Raw genomic sequence first — 17,833 nt, 5'->3', positions numbered from 1 at the left:
CAAAAATCCAGATTATTCGAAACATCTGTTCATGTACCCCGCGTTGCATCCCCTCTATAGTGGAAGTAGAAGCATTCACATTCCAGCTGTAGGGGGACTTAACTTATGAGCGACCGACCTGCGATTATTGACGCCGACGTTCACAATGCTATCGCCAGCCCGAAAGATTTGCTGCCTTATTTGCCCAAAGCGTGGCATGAGTATTGGCTGGGAGCCGGACCGGCCTACGGAGGAGGCTGGTATTCGCCGATCGGCGTGATGCGCAAGGATGCGAACCCGAAAAGCGGGGGCATGCCCGGGAGCGATCCGGCGTTTATGCTAAAGCATCATTTCGAGAAATACGGGATTGATTACGGTATCTTGACCGGCTCGGGGATTCTTGGCATCTCGCTGAACCCGAACCCGGATTACGGCAATGTGGTGGCGAGCGCTTACAACGACTGGCTGGCGGAGACTTGGCTGAAGGTCAGTCCCGTGTTCAAAGGCTCGATCCTGGTCAATCATGCGGACCCGCAGGCTGCCGCCCGGGAGATCGACCGGATGGCGGGGCATCCGGATATGGTGCAGGTCATTATGTGCAGCGGCTCCCGGATGCTGTACGGGCAGCGCTTCTATCATCCCATCTACGAAGCGGCGGAGCGTAATGGGCTGCCGGTAGCCGTTCATCCGGGGACCGAGGGCCGCGGCATAGCCGGAGCGCCTACCCCGTCGGGCTACCCGACGTCTTATCTGGAGTGGCATAATATTTTGCCGATCAATTATATGGCCCATGTCAACAGCCTCGTGTGCGAAGGCGTGTTCGAGAAGTTCCCCGGGCTGAAATTCGTCGCGATCGAAGGCGGCATCGCCTGGGTTCCGCATCTGATGTGGCGGATGGATAAAAACTTCAAGGCGCTGCGCGATCAGGCGCCATGGCTGAAGAAAATGCCGTCCGACTACATCCGGGAGCATGTGCGCCTGACGACGCAGCCGATCGAGGAGCCGTCCGATCCGCAGCATCTTAATCAGATTCTGGATATGATCGGCGCGGACCATATGATCATGTTCTCATCGGATTATCCGCACTGGGATTTCGACAACCCGCAGATGGCGCTGCGGCCGGTCCGCCGGGAGCTGCGTCAGAAAATATTAGCCGATAATGCGATCGAGCTGTATGGGTTGAAGGCCAAGCCGGCTCTCGGGGAGGTGCCCAGCCATGGCTAAGGTCAAGGAGCGGTATACGGTCGCGGCGGCATCCGAGCTGGAGGAGCAGGGACGCAAGATCGTGGAAGTGAACGGGATCGAGCTTGGCGTGTTTTATGTAAATGGCGTGTACAAGGCCTGGCGGAATATATGCCCGCACGGCGCGGCTCCCGTCTGCGTGGGCCGGGTATGCGGGACGCGGCTCCCGTCCATGGTGTACGAATACAAGTACGGACGGGACCAGGAGATTTTGCGCTGTCCGTGGCATGGCTGGGAGTTCGACCTGCTGACCGGCGTCCATCTGGCGGATGAGACGGTGAAGCTGCGGGGGTATGAGGTGGAAGTGGAGGACGGGCAAGTATATGTGCGGGTATAGCCGCTGATCCGCATGCGGGCCCTATATGCCATTATTGGTCCAAGCCGCTATATATAAATCAGAACCGCCTGGCAGTGAGCCGCGCCCTGATGGGCTGGGGAGCTTCACTCCCGGGCGTTTTTGTCATGCAACACATGCGCAGTCCGGATATCCCGGCGCACCCCGGATAAAATCGGTATATGAAACGGGCAAAATCCGGCATGTACAAAAAGCTACCCGGTCTCTATTATTGTTTATTGATAATCATTATCAATTAAGAGATGGGAAGTCAGGGGAGGACTAGGACATGAAAGCTTTACGGTTAGGGATGGCGCTGCTGCTTATAGGGGTGCTTGCAGCCTGCGGCTCGGGAGCTGCGGGCAGCACGGGAGGCTCGGGCGGTCAGGCCGGCGGGGAGAAGTCGAATACGGGAGCTCCGGCTCCTTCTGATACGGGTACAGGCAAGGAAAGGACGATTCAGCATGCGATGGGAACTGCGAAGCTGTCGAAGCAGCCTGAGCGGGTCGTCGTGCTGTTCAACGGCATGGTGGACAATGCGGTCGCGCTTGGCGTCAAGCCGGTGGGAGCCGTGGAATCGTGGGAAGAAAAGCCGTGGTATAAATTTCTGCGGGACAAGATGGACGGTGTGAAGAATCTGGGCGAAGAAACCCAGCCTAATCTTGAAGCCATCATTGCCTTGAAGCCGGACCTGATCATCGGCGCGAAGTCGCGGCATGAGAAAATATATCCGCAGCTATCCGGTATCGCGCCTACCGTGATGACGGAAAATGTATTCGATTGGAAGGGGAATCTGAAGCTGGGCGCAGACGCGCTGTATAAGGAGAAGGAAGCCGGGCAGCTGCTGGCCGGCTGGGACAAGCGGGTCGCGGAATTTAAGCAGAAGGCGGGAGCCAGTCTGAGCCAGACGGAAATTTCGATCATCCGTTTCGAGGGAGACGGCAGCGCCCGGCTCTATGTAACGGGCTTCGCAGGCTCGATCCTGCAGGAGCTGGGACTTTCCCGGCCGAAATCCCAGCAGGTGGAGGGCAAGACGGTGGTTAATCTGACCTCCAAGGAGCAGATGGGCCAGCTTGACGGCGACTATATCTTCGATATTACCCGTTATACCGAAGGGGACGCGTCCCGGAAGCAGGCCCACGATGCCTGGACTTCTCATCCGCTCTGGAGCAATCTTAAGGGAGTGAAGGCCGGTAAATATATTCCGGTCGACGTCATCACCTGGAACCTGAGTGCCGGAGCGCTGGCTGCTCAAGCGCTGCTGGACGATTTGTACAAGCATTTTCAAATTAAGTAGAAGCCGGGAAGCGGCTATGTTCATGACGAGAAAACGGGGAGAAGCGGGTCAATGACTGCAAGAAGTAAACATGCGTGGAGGCTGGCTGGCCTGGCGGCCGGATGCGCGGCCCTGCTGCTCGCTATGGCCGCCAGCATTCTGCTGGGTGTGGAGAGCTATCGCCCTTCCATCGGATGGGCTGCCGCTTTTCATTACGATGAGACGGTTATGGAGCAGATGATTATCCGGACAACGCGAATGCCGCGGGCCTTTCTTGCCGCTGCGGTCGGAGCGGGGCTGGCGGTAGCCGGCGCGCTGATGCAGGCCTTAACCCGCAATCCGCTCGCGTCCCCGGGGACGCTCGGAGTCAATGCGGGGGCCAGCTTTGTCGTCGTGCTGGCCTCCGTGGTATTCTCCGTGACGTCGATGCAGGCGCTGATGTGGTTATCCTTCTGCGGAGCGGCTCTGGGAGCGATTGCGGTATATTTGCTTGGCTCGCTGGGACGGGGAGGCTTGTCCCCGATGAAGCTGGTGCTGGCCGGAGCGGCATTGACGGCGCTGTTTTCGTCCTTCACCCAAGGCATATTGGCGCTGGACAAGCAGGGCCTCGGCTCCGTCCTGTTCTGGCTGACGGGCACGATTGCCGGCCGTGAGCCGGATATGCTGATCGTGGCGGGTCCGTACATGGCGCTTGGCGGAGCGGCCGCCTGGCTGCTTTCCAGACAGCTAGATGTGCTGGCCATGGGCGAGGAGACGGCCCGGGGACTCGGCCAGCGCACGGCCTGGCTTAAGGCGGGGATCGGCCTGATCGTGCTGGCGCTGGCGGGAGGGGCCGTGTCGATAGCCGGCCCGATTGGCTTTATCGGGGTGGTGGTCCCTCATATGGCGCGCTTCCTGGCCGGATTGGAGCATCGCTGGGTGCTGCCGTACTGCGCTGTGCTGGGAGCGGTCCTGCTTGTGGCGGCCGACCTGGCGGCCCGCTTTCTGATGATGCCGGAGGAGGTCCCCGTCGGAGTGATGACAGCCCTGATCGGCGTGCCTTTCTTCATCTATATCGCACGGAGAGGGACGGTGAGATCATGATCAACTCTACGGGTAACGGGAGAAGCGTCAGCACGGGCTGGAGTCCGCCCGCCAGAAAGGCGGCGGTCACGGCTGCCGCGCTGCTGGCGCTCATCCTCATCGTCTCGATGATCAGCGCAGGCGCGGGTGAGATGTTCATCTCGCCCGCCCGGGTGCTTCGCGCGGTGTTCGGCTCGGGAGAAGCGGCGGATGTGATGGTCGTTCAGAAGCTGAGGCTGCCGAGAATTGTCATCGCCCTGCTCGTAGGAGCGGCCCTGGCCGGCTCTGGAGCGCTGCTGCAGGGGATGCTGCGCAATCCGCTGGCGTCTCCCGATATCATCGGAGTGAGCGGCGGAGCTTCCGTGGCGGCGGTCCTGTTCCTGACCTACGGAACCGGGGCGCTGAGCATCCGCTGGCTGCCCGCCTTCGCGCTGCTGGGGGCGGCAGTCGTCGCGGCTGCGCTGTATGCGCTGGCCTGGAAGAAGGGGACGGCTCCCGTAAGGTTCGTGCTGATCGGGATCGGGTTGTCTTCCTTGACCTCGGCGGCTACCACGATGATGATCATCTTCAGCCCGAAAAACGACGCCGGTACGGCCTATGTATGGCTGACGGGCTCCATCTATGCGGCTAACTGGGAAAATGTGCTTACCTTGCTCCCCTGGGCGCTGGTTTTGCTTCCGCTGGCTTTCCTGCTCTCGAGGCACGTGAACATCGGGCAGCTGGGCGATGAACTGGCGACCAGCGCGGGCAGCGCCGTTGAGCGCAGCCGCCTGCTGCTGCTGCTGCTCGGCGTGGGCTTAGCCGCCTCAGCCGTCTCGGTTGGCGGCGGCATCGGCTTCGTCGGCCTGCTCGCTCCGCATATGGCGCGCAAGCTGGTCGGTTCGTCCTTCGCCCGTCTGCTGCCGGTTTCGGCGCTGCTGGGCGCTGCGATTGTACTGCTGGCCGATCTGGCGGGCCGGACATTATTTCTGCCGCTGGACGTGCCGGTGGGCGTATTCACGTCGGCTATCGGCGCTCCATTTTTCATTTATTTGCTGTATGCAAGCCGCCATTCTTAAAGAACAAGCGCCAGCCGGCCCGTCTAGTACGGCTGAGCTGCGTATCCAAACATGATCCAGAGAGGATGAGCAAGCTATGGAAATGCCGACTGTAACGGGGGCGACGCCGGTAGCCGATGTGATCCGTTCGCGCAGAACGGTCCGGGTGTTCAAGGATGAGCCGGTAGCGGAGGAGCTGCTGCTGCAGCTGCTGAACATCGCGGTTTGGGCTCCAAATCATGAAGAGCGGCAGCCTTGGAGATTTATTTTATTTCAAGGGGATGCCAGACGGGCGTTCGCCGAAGCCATGGTGCAGACGTACGCTCCGGACGAGCGGGCCAAGTACGGCGACAGGAAAAAGGAGTACCTGGAGTCGGTTCCGGCCCATCTTCTTGTGCTGCAGAAGGAGGACCCCCGCCAGAAAATATGGGACGAGGACTACGCAGCCGTCTGCTGCCTGATTCAAAATTTCCAGCTGGCAGCCTGGGAGCAGGGGCTTGGCGTCGTCTGGAAAACGAATCATTACAGCTATAGCCCCGAGTTTCGCCGGGCTATGGGGGTGCAGCCGGGCGAGAAGATTGTCGGGGCCCTGCATATCGGATATCCGAAGATCGTGCCTAAGGCCAGCGAGCGCATCCCGGCTGAAAACCTGCTGACCGTCTTCAAATAACTCGCTCGACCGTGTATACTGATAATAATGATAATAATTATCAGTATCAATTGAGAGGCACTGCTATGGGATGGGCTATCCCGCCGATAGCGGATAATGCCGGCCTATGGCAGCGCCCAACAGGAAGGTGAGCGATGATGCCGTCATACCAAGCTTCCGAATATGCGCTTGTGCTTCTATCCTCGCTCCGCAAACGGATCAGCCGTCCCAGCCCGGCTTCGCTCCGGCGTACGATCCGGGGAAACCTGCTGATTTTCGTTGAACGGGGGAAAGGTCTGCTTCGATTGGACGGTCAGGTGATTGCCGTACAGCCGGAGCAGATTTTGTATTTGCGGCCCGGTATGCAGGTTGAATTGGTCCCTGAGCCAGGCGGGATCGCATATTATATGCTGACCTTGAGGCCGTTGCTGGTGGACCGTCGGCGCGGCTCCTGGTCGTGCTCGCCTGCGGGCGAACGGGATGCGTTCTGCCGGCTGCCGCCGGGTCTGCTGAAGACCGTCGGCGCCGGGACGATCCTGAGGCAGCTGGAGCGGCTTTATCAGGCGGTACGCGCCTCTTCCGTACGGGAGCCGGCGCTGCAGCTTCGGCTTCAGGGACTGCTGCAGCAGCTGGAGGACCGGCTATCCGTCCGGAAGGAGGCGGAGGAGCCGGACGGCATGGAGCGCAGTATGGCGTATATGCATGCGAATTACAGCGAGCGCATCAAGCTGGAAACGCTGTCCGCCTTGGCCGGTTTGACGCCGACCTCGTATTCTCGCAGCTTTAAAAAAATCCGGGGCGTGTCGCCGATGGAATATTTGAATGTCATCCGGATCAATCATTCCAAGCGGCTGCTGGATGGGGAGCATGTCTCCGTCAAGTCCGCCTCCCAGTCGGTCGGCTTCGGCAACGAATTTTATTTCAGCCGGATGTTCAAGCGGGAGGTGGGACTCTCTCCGTATATGTACATGCAGAGGAGGCAGCTGCGCGTAGCGGTGGCCTGCAGCTTCCGGTACGAGGATTGCCTGCGCTCGGTCGGGGTCGAGCCGGTAGCCGTTATGAACGGCCAGGAACGCGGCTGCCGGATCGAAGAAGAGAGCACGGCTTTCATTCACCGGGAGCTGCAGCGTATCCGCCAGGCGCGTCCCGATTTCATCGTCGCCGATTACCGTCATCGGCCGGTGTATGAGCAGCTTAAGGAAATTGCGCCTACGGTCCTGCTGGCCTATACGGAGGACTGGCGAATTACGCATCGAAAACTGGCGGAGCTGGTGGGCCGGGAAGATGAAGCAGAGCGCACGATTGAGCAGGTCGAGCGCCGGATCCGTGAGGCCCGCGGTCTGCTGCGCTCGGCCTGCGACAGCGAGACCTTTTGTTTCATGCGGCTGTACGACGGCAAGGTCCGGGTGCATGGCACGGCGGAGCATCCGATGAATGCCCTGCTGTATACGGAGCTCGGTCTGAAGCCCTGCTTCCGGGTGCCGCTGAATACGGCCTATAAGGAGTTCACCTTCGACCAGGTTCCTTTGATCGATACGGATCATTTGTACGTTTACGATTATCTGGAGCAGGCGGAGGACGAGGAGGAGGTGCTTGACCGGCTGGCTGCAGGCGGAAGTGGGAGCGGCAGCGGTCGCGGGCCGGTATGCAGCCCGCGGATACGTCTGGCCTCCAACTGGGTCGGGCAAAGCTGGTCGCCGCTTGGCCAGCATCGGATTTTGGACGAGCTGCTTCAAGGAGAGCTGTGAAGGGAAACGGGGACTACATAGCCCGGACTGGCTTCCGAGCAGCTCTGCATATAAAGCTGATAGCCGCACGGGAGTCCTGTGCGGCTGTCAGCATTAGCTTGAGAGAGGATCTCTTCGATTAGACAAAAGTTCTAAGGATGATGACCAGAAGAATGAACAGGACAAGAATGACGCCAGTCGTCGTTCCTACGCCACCTACGCCACCTACGCCACAGCCAACACCAGCTCCGCCGACATAACCCATACGATCGCCTCCCTCCTATTCAGCTTCTTTATGGTATGAAGGAAGGAGGCTATTGGTTTGGGCGATTCACCCTCCAAAATATACGATTATATCAGCACGGCAGCCGGACATGGATCATTTATCCCTGTATTGCTGAGGCGAAACGCCTTCAAGCCGCTTGAATATCCGGCTGAAGTAAAACGGGTCGTCATAGCCCGTATCCTGGGCGATTTCCTTCACGCTCCAGGACGTGTGCCGCAGCAAGTGCTTGGCGCGCTGGATTCGGAGCTGCTGCGTATACTGGTGGATCGAGACGCCGGCATATTTCTTGAATACCTGGCATAAGTAGTCGTATTTCCGGTCCAGCGCCTGTTCAAGCCTTTCCCGGGTCAGCTTCGTCTCATAGCCGTTGTTCAACAGATCGACGAGCCGCCGGAAGGTGAGGTAGGAGGCGGGCAAGCTTAGATCGAGCCGGCTTCTCCGGAGAAAGTCGTCCGCGATCAGATGCAGCATCCGGGCCAGCAGCAGCGAAGCCTTGAAGCGGAAGTAGCCGGCCGGCTCCCGCATCGTCTCCACGAGCTCCTGGAAGTGCGCGAGCAGCTCATACCGGTTCCGGACCCGGTCGCGCCGCGGCACGATGACAGGCTCCTCGTGCCGGACATCTACTGTGCGCAGCTCGGTGCGCTCCGCCTGGACGATTGTGAGCTCGGGCGCGCGATGCAGCGCGAATTCCTCCAGGCCCGGCTCGCAGGAAAATTGAACCCAGAAAAACGCGCCGCTTGCGCCGGCATCGCCCCAGCCTCCATGCTGCTCCCATGGCTTGAGCAGGATGGAGTCGCCGACGGACAGCGTCAGCCGGCTGTCTTCGACGAGCAGATGGACCGTGCCTTCGGCGACGACGATCAGCTCATAATACGGATTATAATGCCGCTTATGGAAGGTGGGACTGGACGCGACGTCGAACAGACCGGCCCAGCGCACATCCAGGACAGACAAGCGCGACATGGCGTAATGCATATGGACGGACGCCCCCTGACGGAGTAGGAAATCGATATTTTTTTCCGGGAAATCTCATTTCTGTTCATGGTATCCGCCCATCCCGGATCTCTATAATCGAGGCATAGTGAAACCGTAACCATTATACCATGACTCGAAGGCTGGAGGCTGCGAAATGAACGTAAGCGTATTGAATGAGCAGGATTACTACAGAATCGTATACGGAGGCTGGCTTGGCAAAAATATCGGCGGGACGCTCGGTTATGCGGCGGAGGGGAAAAAGGAGCTGCTGAGCCTGACTTACTATCCGGAGCTGCCGGACGGTCCTCTGGAAAATGACGATCTCGACCTGCAGCTCGTCTGGCTGCATGCGCTTGAGCAATACGGCCCCGGTCTGACGGCCAGAGAGCTCGGGCAGGAATGGCTGGAGCATGTGTTTTTCCCGTACGACGAATATGGCTATGCGCTGACGAATTTGCGCCGGGGGCTGCTGCCGCCGGTGGCGGGGGCCTTTAACAATCCGTTCACGGACTGCATGGGCTCGCCCATCCGCTCGGAGATCTGGGCGATGGCGGCCCCGGGGATGCCGGAGCAGGCGGCCTATTATGCGTACCAGGATGCCATCGTCGATCATGCAGGGGGGGAGGGCGTATACGGCGAGATGTTTTTCGCAGCTATCCAGAGCGCGATATTTTATGAGCGGGACCGCGACCGGCTGATCGCCATCGGGCTGCAGTACATCCCGGCGGAGAGCCGCACCGCCTTGGCCCTCGCGGATTTGCTTCGCTGGCATAGCGAGGGGCGCAGCTGGACGGAAGCGCGCACGCTTATTCTGGAGCAGCACGGACGGGATAACTTTACAGATGCGCCGCAAAATATAGCCTTTACGATACTCGGCTGGCTCTATGGCGAGAACTTCGAGGATGCGATCCTGAAGGCTGTCAACTGCGGTTACGACACCGACTGCACCGCCGCCACGCTGGGCGCCATACTTGGCATGCTGCTCGGACCGGAAGGGCTGCCGGAGCGCTGGGTGAAGCCGGTCGGAGACCGCGTCGTCGTCAGTCCGCCGATCAAGGGCTTCCCGGCCCCCGCCAGCCTGGACGAGCTGACGCGGCGGACGATCCGCGCGGGCAAGCAGGTGCTGGCGTATGCCGACGCGGGCATAGTGGTGCATCCGGAGCTGCCAACCTCGTGGAGCGCGGAGCGGCGCGAGTCGGGTCCGTCGGACGATTTTCGCAGGCTGTGGACGCATGGAACGACCGCTGTCCGCTATCTGCTGCCGGCGGGGACGCGGCGTGAGCCCGACCTGGAGCTGGTGATCGACTATGGCGAAGACGGCGGTAGCCCGGCTATCGCGCCGGGGCAGTCCAAGCGGCTGGCGGTGTCGCTCATCAACCGCTCCCGCACGGCTTTGACCGGAGCGCTGTCGCTGGCTGTCCCGAAGGGCTGGAGCGGACCGAATGCGGTCCGGGTGCAGCTTGCGCCCGGCCAGGCGCTGCATTGGGGCGCGGCGGTCACGGCCTCTGCGGCTATGGCTGCCTATGAGGAGCTGTCGCTGCGATGGGAGCGGCAGCATGACGGAGCCGTATGGGCGACGCAGACAGTTCCGTTCACGCTCATCAGAGCGGCGGGCTGGACGGTCTGGGGACCGGACAGCCCGGAAGCCGGCGTGCAGGCGGCATTTCCGGGAAACCGGCTGGCGTGGGAGCAGGTACTGGACACGACCGCTGACGGCGTCTACAGGGCGCGGACGCGGCTGCATAATCCGGTCGAACGCCAGGTGAGGCTGATCGCGGTCGCCCATGGCCCCGTGAAGCTGAAGCTGGACGGGAAGACGGTGATTGACTGCGCGCATACGCCGGAATTCATGCCGGCCTATCATCGTGCGCCGGAGGAGCAGCTCGTGGAGCTGACGCTGCCTGCGGGCGGCAGCGAGCTTGAGATCGAGGCCGTGAAGACGGCTGGCGGGAAGCTGGAGGTCTATGTGCTCCCGGTATCGTTAGCGGCTGTGAAGGAGCCGGGGTCTTATTATTACTTGACCGATATGACTTTCAGGCTGTAAGGCTGTTTCGGTTTTTACCGAGAAATCCGCCGCTGCAGTTGAATAATTGGAGAAGAGGAGCTTGCCTTTATGGAAGCTCTTTTTTGTTGTCAGACCAGAAAGCACAAAATCACAGAGAGCAGTCCAAGGTGTCGTCAGTGGTTGCCTGCTTGATGGGCTGAGGGAACGTGGAGATACCGCAGACATGCTTGGCTTCATCCTCTTCTTACTTTTTTTATTAATCGTATATGACTTAGGATAGCTAAACCATCGATATTACTAAGAGAACCTTAACAAAATTACGATTTTTAACTATAATGGAGAGATACTAATGAAATCTTTTCAGGGGATGTAGCCGGGATGAAAATAACGCAAGTGATGCACTACGAAGCCGGTCCGGAATGGCATCATGAACCATTTGTACAAGAGTATGATCTGCTTCTGCTCATCACGGACGGCAAGTTGAAATATGTGATTAACGGGACTGTGTTCAGTTTGGAAAAGGGGGATGTTCTATATCTGCCCCATGGAACGGTGAGAACCGGCCTGTCCGACAAGTCGCAATCCCATAGGAAATATGGTATCCGCTTCCAGAGAGAATCTGGAGATGACGAATTCAGCATCCTACAGACAGCCAAACCGATGAAGCTCTCTTCAAAAAAGCTGCCTTACCTGGAAGAGCGATGTTCCACACTTCTGGAGCATTGGAAATCCAAGGATATGTATCATATTCCGATGTGCAAAGGCATTATGCTGGAAATACTGTCACAAGTGAGCCTCGAGCTGAACAGGGGTTCAGACGGACGTCACCCCCGCTTTGTCTACCAAGTGCGGGATTATATTTATGAGCATTATCGTTCTCCCCTCACAGCTAAGGAACTCGCTGATCATGTAGGCCGGACACCTTCGTATCTTATTTCTTGCTTTACGCAAGCATTTGGCGGTCCGCCGCTGCAATTCATGCATAAGCTAAGGCTGGTCAAAGCCGAAGAACTGCTGCTTACGACGGATCGAAGCGTTGAAGCTATCTCTTTAGAGCTCGGATACGGTAATTCGACTTATTTTTATCGTGTATTCCGCAAGCATCATGGAACAGGACCGCTGGCATTTCGACAGCAGGTGTAGGAAAAACCGGGCAGCTCTTAGGATGATCATGTAAAATGATGTACACAGATGAACAGAGAGGATTTGGCTATGATTAGAAATCTCATCCCTAGAGAGCTGTATGTTCGATTATTTCTATATCTTGCTTTGGCGGTAACCTTGATTATTGCGGTATTTTCTTTTTTTCTGACTCGGCAGCAGACCCACAATGCCATTAATGAAATCGATCGGATTACGTTGCAGCGAGTGAGTCAAATTAAGGATAATGCGGACTACACGTTGCAGAAAATGAAGATGTACGCCGGACGCTTGGCGCAGGATCAGGATTCCAACGCGTGGCTGACAGCATCCTCGGAGGATTACTGGACGTATAAACGAATGGAACAGAACGTTAATGACTTTATTGGTATTGAGCCTTTTTTTCATGCCGTGTTTATGGTGAATCCTTCCATTAATCGTGTTTATTCTTCCTTGGAAGGTGTCAATTATATAGATAAGTTCTCGGATCAAGAACTGCTCCAATTGAGCAGTTCCGAACAAGCTCGGAATTTAACGTTTCTGAATATAAGCAGATCCGGACATGAGTATCTATTACTCAGCATGCCTGTGGCGAAAAGCAGGGTGATTGTCCTCCTGGATAAATTGAAGCTGGAGCAGTTCCTTATTCAAACGGATCCGGAACAGATGAGCAATGTGCTTATTGTAAATCAAGATGCTGAAGTCATGCTCGGCCGGAAGTCGGATGATACGACGAAGGCTGTGATCGCGAAGATGAGTCAAGACGAAGGCCCATCGATCATTCGGCTGGAAGGCGATGAATGGTCCATTCGTCGAATGGATCTAGGGGCTCAAAGCTGGCGAATTTATCATATGACGCCGCTCGAGGCTCTTCATCGCAATGTAACGCAGACACAATGGTCCATGGTGTTGTCCTTTTTATTGCTTTTATTAATTATTTGGGTCATTCTGTTCTGGTACTCCAGAGTTAATTTCAAGCCCATCGGCAGTTTGGTTCGGACGATGCAAGAAAAATTGGGACAGGAAGCGACAACCGCAAGTCCAGCGGAAGCGGCTCAAATCATTACGACCGGGATTGAATCCATGGTGCAGCGCATTGAGCAGCTGGATCGTTCCATCAAAGATAGCCGTTATTTGGTAAAGGAAGAGAATTTGCGGCAATGGATTCTCAGCGGCTCTTTAACAGACACGATTAAGCGCCAATTGTCTGAAACGGTGCCTGTCTTGCACGCAGAAGCGGTGTATCTGGCCGTTGTGAGAATTGAAACTTATGCTGCATTCTGTGAGAAGTACGATTTCCCTTCTCGTAAACTGATGAAATATGCCATGGCCAACATCGCCAGCGAGATTATGGAACACACCGGGGTCATTGGGGAAGTGATAGACTTCGGTGCCGATCATGTGGTGCTAGTCATGGATGCGCGTTCAGAGCAATTGGTGATTGTAGATATGTTAGAGAAGCTTAGGACTAGCATTGACAAGTATCTTCAATTCACTGTTGTTGCCGCTGTAAGTGATTTGAAGACGCCTGAGGAAAGTCTTCTGACAGCGTATGAAGTGATAGTAGAAGCTTCTATGCTTAAATTTCTGGATGGCGTTGATCGCGTATACTCGGAACAGGATTTGACCTTATATGAAGATACGATTCGACCGGTGATGGATGAAGAGATCGTGAAGGAACTCATTCAATCCGTACGACTGGGGAATCAGACGATGGTACAGAACTATTTGAAACAATTAACCGATTATATGCGCGGGATGACGAATGCGGAATGCAAGCTGCAGCTCACTCATTTGATTTACGAATTGATGAAATCCTTTAAACAGCTAGATACGCTCCAAGGTATGGAGGGGATTCAGCATACATTAGATAAATTCCAACACTTGAACGGAGCCATCCGATGGATTGAAGATTTCCTGCACGGAGTTATGGAAGATTTGAAGCAAAGATCGACCTATAACCGGAAAGAGGAGATCGCAACCGAGGCTGTTCAGTATGTGATGAGCAATCTGCATAATCCGATGCTTTCGACGGATATGATTGCCAATCATACTTCCGTTTCCGTTAGTTATGTAAGACAAGTGTTTAAAGAGTGGATGAACTGCACGTTATCTGATTTCATTCTGAACCAGCGGATGGAACGGGTGAAGGTTCTCTTGGCAACAACGGAGTCCACAGTAGCAGAAATCGCTGAACAAACAGGCTTTCAATCGAAGAGTCATTTTTTCACGGCTTTTAAGAAAGCGACAGGGTTGACGCCGGTTCAGTATCGTTCGCAAGCCTTAGAATAATGTCATGGCGAAGAGGCCGTCCCCAAAGGTATTGAACCTTAAGGGACGGCCTTTCGCCATGCCCGCAAAGCCTTGTGCAGCAAGGAGTACCCCTGAAGAACCGTTCGACAGAACGAGAACCCTGGGGATTAGTGAGTTCTGAAAACTCAAAAGCAGAATGAGAACTATGCAGCTGCGGGGAAGATGGGATAGCATGTGACTAGCATCACAACGAGACAAAAGCAGAGGAGGGAGAACAAGTTGTCATTCCTAAAAGAAATCAGAACCAATAAAATCCTCTATGCGATGGCGCTGCCGGGCATTATGTTTCTAGCCATTTTCGCTTACTTACCGATGGTTGGTCATGTGCTCGCGTTCAAGCGCTTTCAAATAAGTGATGGGATTTGGGGAAGCCCGTGGATCGGGTTCGATAATTTCAAGTTTTTTTTCGGCAGCGATGCCTGGTACAAGGTGACTTTGAACACATTGATGTTGAATGGATTGTTCATTGTTTCAAGTATGGTCTTCGCGGTGACGATTGCGATCTTGTTAAATGAAATCCGCATGGTTATCTATCAGAAGTTGTGCCAGTCATTGATTTTCATGCCGTATTTTATTTCCTGGATGGTCGTCAGCTTAATGGTATTTGCCTTAATCAACACAACGGACGGATTTATTAATCGAACGCTTGAAAGCTTCGGCAACGAACGAATTAATTTTTATAACTCGCCCGATGCATGGCCGTGGCTATTAACCATTATTTATGTCTGGAAGTTTACTGGCTATAAAGCCGTTATCTTCTTAGCCGCCATTACAGGTATTTCCGAGGAATACTACGAGAGTGCCCGGATTGATGGAGCCTCACGCTTGCAGCAAGTTATTCGGATTACCCTGCCAATGATCAGGCCAGTTATCATTGTTCTTACGCTGCTGGCAGTCGGGCGAATTTTTTACGGTGATTTTGGGATGATCTACGGCATTATCGGTGATAACGGGATGCTGTTTCCGACGACGGATATCATCGATACGTATTCCTTCCGTTCCCTAAGACAGTTGGGGAATTTCGGGATGGCGTCCGCTGTCGTTCTGTATCAGTCACTGCTCGGATTAATCACAATTATAGGATTTAATTACTTAGTGAAACGAATCGATCCGGATTCCAAGCTATTCTAGGAGGTGTGACCCTAATGAATGAAGCGCAGCTATTGGCGGATAAAGCCGTAGTTATGCCCAAACGAACGAGCTTCCGGCCAAACGGAGACGGATGGTTCAAGCTGTTCACGTATACGTTTATCACCTTGTTTACTTTATTTTCGATCATTCCCTTTTGGATGGTTGTAGCTGGTTCTCTGACATCAGAGAAAAGCTTGACGAAGTATGGGTTCCGATTATGGCCCAAAGAGTGGAGCTTGGATGCCTACCAGTACTTGTTTACCGGTAAGCAGGTGTTCCAAAGCTATTATGTTTCCGTTACGGTAACCGTAGTAGGGACAATCAGCGCCCTTGTGATGTCTGCCATGTTTGCGTATGTACTTTCCCATCGACGCGTTAAATACCGTAATATTCTCGCTTTTCTGACCTATTTTACCTTCTTGTTCGGAGCTGGCTTGGTCGGTTTCTATATCTTAATTACGAACTGGCTGCATTTAAAGGATTCCATGCTGGCGTTAATTCTGCCCTATTTGTTGAATCCGTTCTATACCTTTATCCTTGTATCGTTCTTTCGTACAGTTCCTTATGAAATTAATGAAGCCGCCACCGTTGACGGTGCGAATGAGCTGTATATTTTCTTTCGGATTATTTGGCCGCTATCCATGCCGGCTTTGGCGACAGTTGGGTTATTTTACGCCCTGCATTATTGGAATGACTGGTGGTTAGCGCTCTTGTTTATTGATAACAAGGACCTGCATCCGCTGCAAATGATGATTCGTGAACTCATTTCGACGATAAATATTGAATCGTATATCGGCGGCGCATCTGTCTCAGAAGCCCCGCCAAGTAAAAGTATCCAATTCGCTACGGTTTGCGTCACCATTGGACCTATTATTCTTCTATATCCGTTTTTGCAAAAATATTTTGTTAAAGGTTTAACGATTGGTTCTGTGAAGGGGTAAATGTGGTTTTATCCGCCTCCGATATACATAGAGGAGATGCGGTAGAATATAGTCATATCATTCTTGAGGAGGAAATGAGATGAAAGCTGGAAAAGCAGGGGTCATTGCCTTATCTACCATTCTCAGTTTAAGTGTATTGGCGGCTTGTGGGGGAAAAGAAGAGAATACGTCGGGGACTGCAGCCCCTACATCCAAAGAAACGGCAGCTGCCGGCAAAGGATTAGCGCCGGCAACGCTCAAAATCATGCTTCCAGGTACCAAACCAACTGATTTTGACGAGGTCTTGGCCGAAGCAGAGAAACGTATGGCAGGTACGTTGAACGTTAAATTGAATGTGACATTTGTTCCTTGGGCTGATCTAAAGCAGAAGCTTCAATTGACGCTGGCGAGCGGCGAGGATTACGATCTCATTTGGGATAACATGGACAACGGGCTGCTGACGAAAGTGCAAAGCGGTTTCTATGAACCGTTAGAAGCGCTTCTTGATCAATATGGTCCGAATATTAAGAAGAATCGGCCGCAAGAGCAATGGGATGCGAATAAAGTTAACGGAAAAATTAGCCTGATTCCGCTGGAAACCGACTTTTATAAATCAAGAGGATACTTGATTCGGGGTGATCTTAGAGAGAAATACGGCGTTGCTCCAATCAAAACGTATGATGAATTGATTGCTTTTAGTAAAACATTGAAGGAGAAAGAAAAAGACCTGATTCCAATGGCGATCAATGGCGGGTCGACAGCGGCCATTCACAAGTTGTTCTTCGAACCGGGGAATATTCGTCCAGTTCCTGTTGCAGGGATGAATCAAGTACTGCTTTATTTTAAAGGCAATGACGGTAAGATCTATAACTTGTTCGAAACGAACGAAGCGGCGATTATGGATTCCTTTAAGCTGTCGCGTAAACTGTATACAGAAGGCATTATGCACCCTGATATCATGGGCGTGAAAAGTCCTCGTGAGCTTGTCACGCAAGGCAAAGTCGGGATCACGCATTCGGATGACTGGACAGTGAACTCAGCTAACCAAGCGACGCTTCAGAAAAACGTGCCTGGCGCCAAACTAGAGTATGTATCGTTCTTCGATATGACGAGTAAAAAAGTATCCAGCTTCACAGCCGGGAATTTCATTGCTGTACCGAAAGCGAGCAAAAACAAAGAACGTGCGATTCAGTTCCTGGATTGGGCGAACCAAAAAGAAAACTTCGATCTTCTCGCATACGGTATACAAGGCAAGCATTGGGAGCCAATGGGCGACGACAAGTATAAAAACGGATCAGGCGCAGCTGGATACGGATGGTTCCCTTGGGCATGGATCGGCAACCCGGCTATGGATCGTATCAGCTCTGATCAAAGCGATCTTTCCGTATCTCTGACGAAATGGTCACGCAATGCGGCTAACTTCGAGAAAGACGTTCTGACTGGTTTAACGTTTGACATTACACCAATTGCGAATGAGCTTGCGCAACTGAACACGTTTATTGAGCAGTATCATAAGCCGCTTTCCGCCGGTGTTGCAGATGATAAGGTATTTGCTGAAATGCAATCGAAAGCAGAGCCGGTCGTGAAGAAAATTCAAACAGAATTGCAGAAACAAGCTGATGCATTTAGAAAGAAATAAGGCTGAGTTGGAAAAGAGAAGAAGGTTCTGTCAGCAACGACAGAACCTTCGCTTGACTCCATGAAGGGAGGTGAAGTAACGAGGGATGTACGTGAAGAATTTATGCGAGCAAGAGACA

15 protein-coding genes are annotated in these 17,833 nt (G+C 54.2%); 13 read left to right on the top strand and 2 right to left on the bottom strand.

The genetic code is table 11. The features are described from left to right. Window positions 1–105 precede the first annotated feature (105 nt). From BLR08_RS24230 to BLR08_RS24200, 7 genes are all read left to right on the top strand, one after another. Complete coding sequence (locus BLR08_RS24230; protein WP_072336391.1) at window positions 106–1,203, top strand: amidohydrolase family protein; 1,098 nt, start codon at window positions 106–108, stop codon at window positions 1,201–1,203. Beyond that, the gene (locus BLR08_RS24225; RefSeq protein WP_072336395.1) at window positions 1,196–1,558 is read left to right on the top strand and encodes a Rieske (2Fe-2S) protein; all 363 of its coding nucleotides are present in this window, start codon (window positions 1,196–1,198) and stop codon (window positions 1,556–1,558) included. Before BLR08_RS24230 ends, BLR08_RS24225 begins: the two co-directional genes overlap by 8 nt. 286 nt (window positions 1,559–1,844) lie before the next feature. After that, window positions 1,845–2,852: an ABC transporter substrate-binding protein gene (locus BLR08_RS24220; protein WP_072336398.1), complete on the top strand. Its 1,008-nt coding sequence runs from the start codon at window positions 1,845–1,847 to the stop codon at window positions 2,850–2,852. A 51-nt stretch (window positions 2,853–2,903) separates the two neighbouring features. Beyond that, window positions 2,904–3,914: a FecCD family ABC transporter permease gene (locus BLR08_RS24215; protein WP_072336401.1), complete on the top strand. Its 1,011-nt coding sequence runs from the start codon at window positions 2,904–2,906 to the stop codon at window positions 3,912–3,914. Next, complete coding sequence (locus BLR08_RS24210; RefSeq protein ID WP_072336404.1) at window positions 3,911–4,951, top strand: FecCD family ABC transporter permease; 1,041 nt, start codon at window positions 3,911–3,913, stop codon at window positions 4,949–4,951. Before BLR08_RS24215 ends, BLR08_RS24210 begins: the two co-directional genes overlap by 4 nt. Window positions 4,952–5,027: 76 nt before the next feature. Further along, complete coding sequence (locus tag BLR08_RS24205; RefSeq protein WP_083537479.1) at window positions 5,028–5,600, top strand: nitroreductase family protein; 573 nt, start codon at window positions 5,028–5,030, stop codon at window positions 5,598–5,600. Window positions 5,601–5,734: 134 nt separating this feature from the next. Then, window positions 5,735–7,327, top strand: coding sequence for an AraC family transcriptional regulator (locus BLR08_RS24200; RefSeq protein WP_072336407.1), 1,593 nt, complete (start codon window positions 5,735–5,737; stop codon window positions 7,325–7,327). A 118-nt stretch (window positions 7,328–7,445) separates the two neighbouring features. Here BLR08_RS24200 and BLR08_RS31495 read toward each other — a convergent pair whose 3' ends face one another. Both BLR08_RS31495 and BLR08_RS24195 read right to left on the bottom strand, forming a co-directional pair. Beyond that, window positions 7,446–7,571, bottom strand: coding sequence for a YjcZ family sporulation protein (locus BLR08_RS31495; protein ID WP_218131599.1), 126 nt, complete (start codon window positions 7,569–7,571; stop codon window positions 7,446–7,448). A gap of 114 nt (window positions 7,572–7,685) precedes the next feature. Beyond that, a complete protein-coding gene (locus BLR08_RS24195; protein ID WP_072336410.1) occupies window positions 7,686–8,567 on the bottom strand; it encodes an AraC family transcriptional regulator in 882 nt (293 codons plus the stop codon). A gap of 154 nt (window positions 8,568–8,721) precedes the next feature. Here BLR08_RS24195 and BLR08_RS24190 point away from each other — a divergent pair, with 154 nt between their 5' ends. From BLR08_RS24190 to BLR08_RS24165, 6 genes are all read left to right on the top strand, one after another. After that, window positions 8,722–10,611, top strand: coding sequence for an ADP-ribosylglycohydrolase family protein (locus BLR08_RS24190; protein WP_072336413.1), 1,890 nt, complete (start codon window positions 8,722–8,724; stop codon window positions 10,609–10,611). A gap of 357 nt (window positions 10,612–10,968) precedes the next feature. Beyond that, on the top strand, window positions 10,969–11,715 hold the full coding sequence (locus tag BLR08_RS24185) for an AraC family transcriptional regulator (RefSeq protein ID WP_176835596.1): 747 nt from the start codon (window positions 10,969–10,971) through the stop codon (window positions 11,713–11,715). A gap of 69 nt (window positions 11,716–11,784) precedes the next feature. After that, window positions 11,785–14,004 (top strand): helix-turn-helix domain-containing protein, encoded by a 2,220-nt coding sequence (locus BLR08_RS24180; RefSeq protein WP_072336419.1) that lies wholly within the window; start codon window positions 11,785–11,787, stop codon window positions 14,002–14,004. 240 nt (window positions 14,005–14,244) lie between these two features. Next, window positions 14,245–15,156: an ABC transporter permease gene (locus tag BLR08_RS24175; RefSeq protein WP_072336422.1), complete on the top strand. Its 912-nt coding sequence runs from the start codon at window positions 14,245–14,247 to the stop codon at window positions 15,154–15,156. A 14-nt stretch (window positions 15,157–15,170) separates the two neighbouring features. Continuing rightward, window positions 15,171–16,097: a carbohydrate ABC transporter permease gene (locus BLR08_RS24170; protein WP_256257766.1), complete on the top strand. Its 927-nt coding sequence runs from the start codon at window positions 15,171–15,173 to the stop codon at window positions 16,095–16,097. A gap of 79 nt (window positions 16,098–16,176) precedes the next feature. Next, on the top strand, window positions 16,177–17,715 hold the full coding sequence (locus BLR08_RS24165; protein ID WP_072336424.1) for an extracellular solute-binding protein: 1,539 nt from the start codon (window positions 16,177–16,179) through the stop codon (window positions 17,713–17,715). The last annotated feature ends 118 nt before the right edge of the window (window positions 17,716–17,833 follow it).

Source organism: Paenibacillus sp. cl123 (assembly GCF_900101595.1).
In the GTDB taxonomy this organism is placed as follows: domain Bacteria; phylum Bacillota; class Bacilli; order Paenibacillales; family NBRC-103111; genus Paenibacillus_G.
This window is presented reverse-complemented; position numbering and strand designations above follow the sequence as displayed.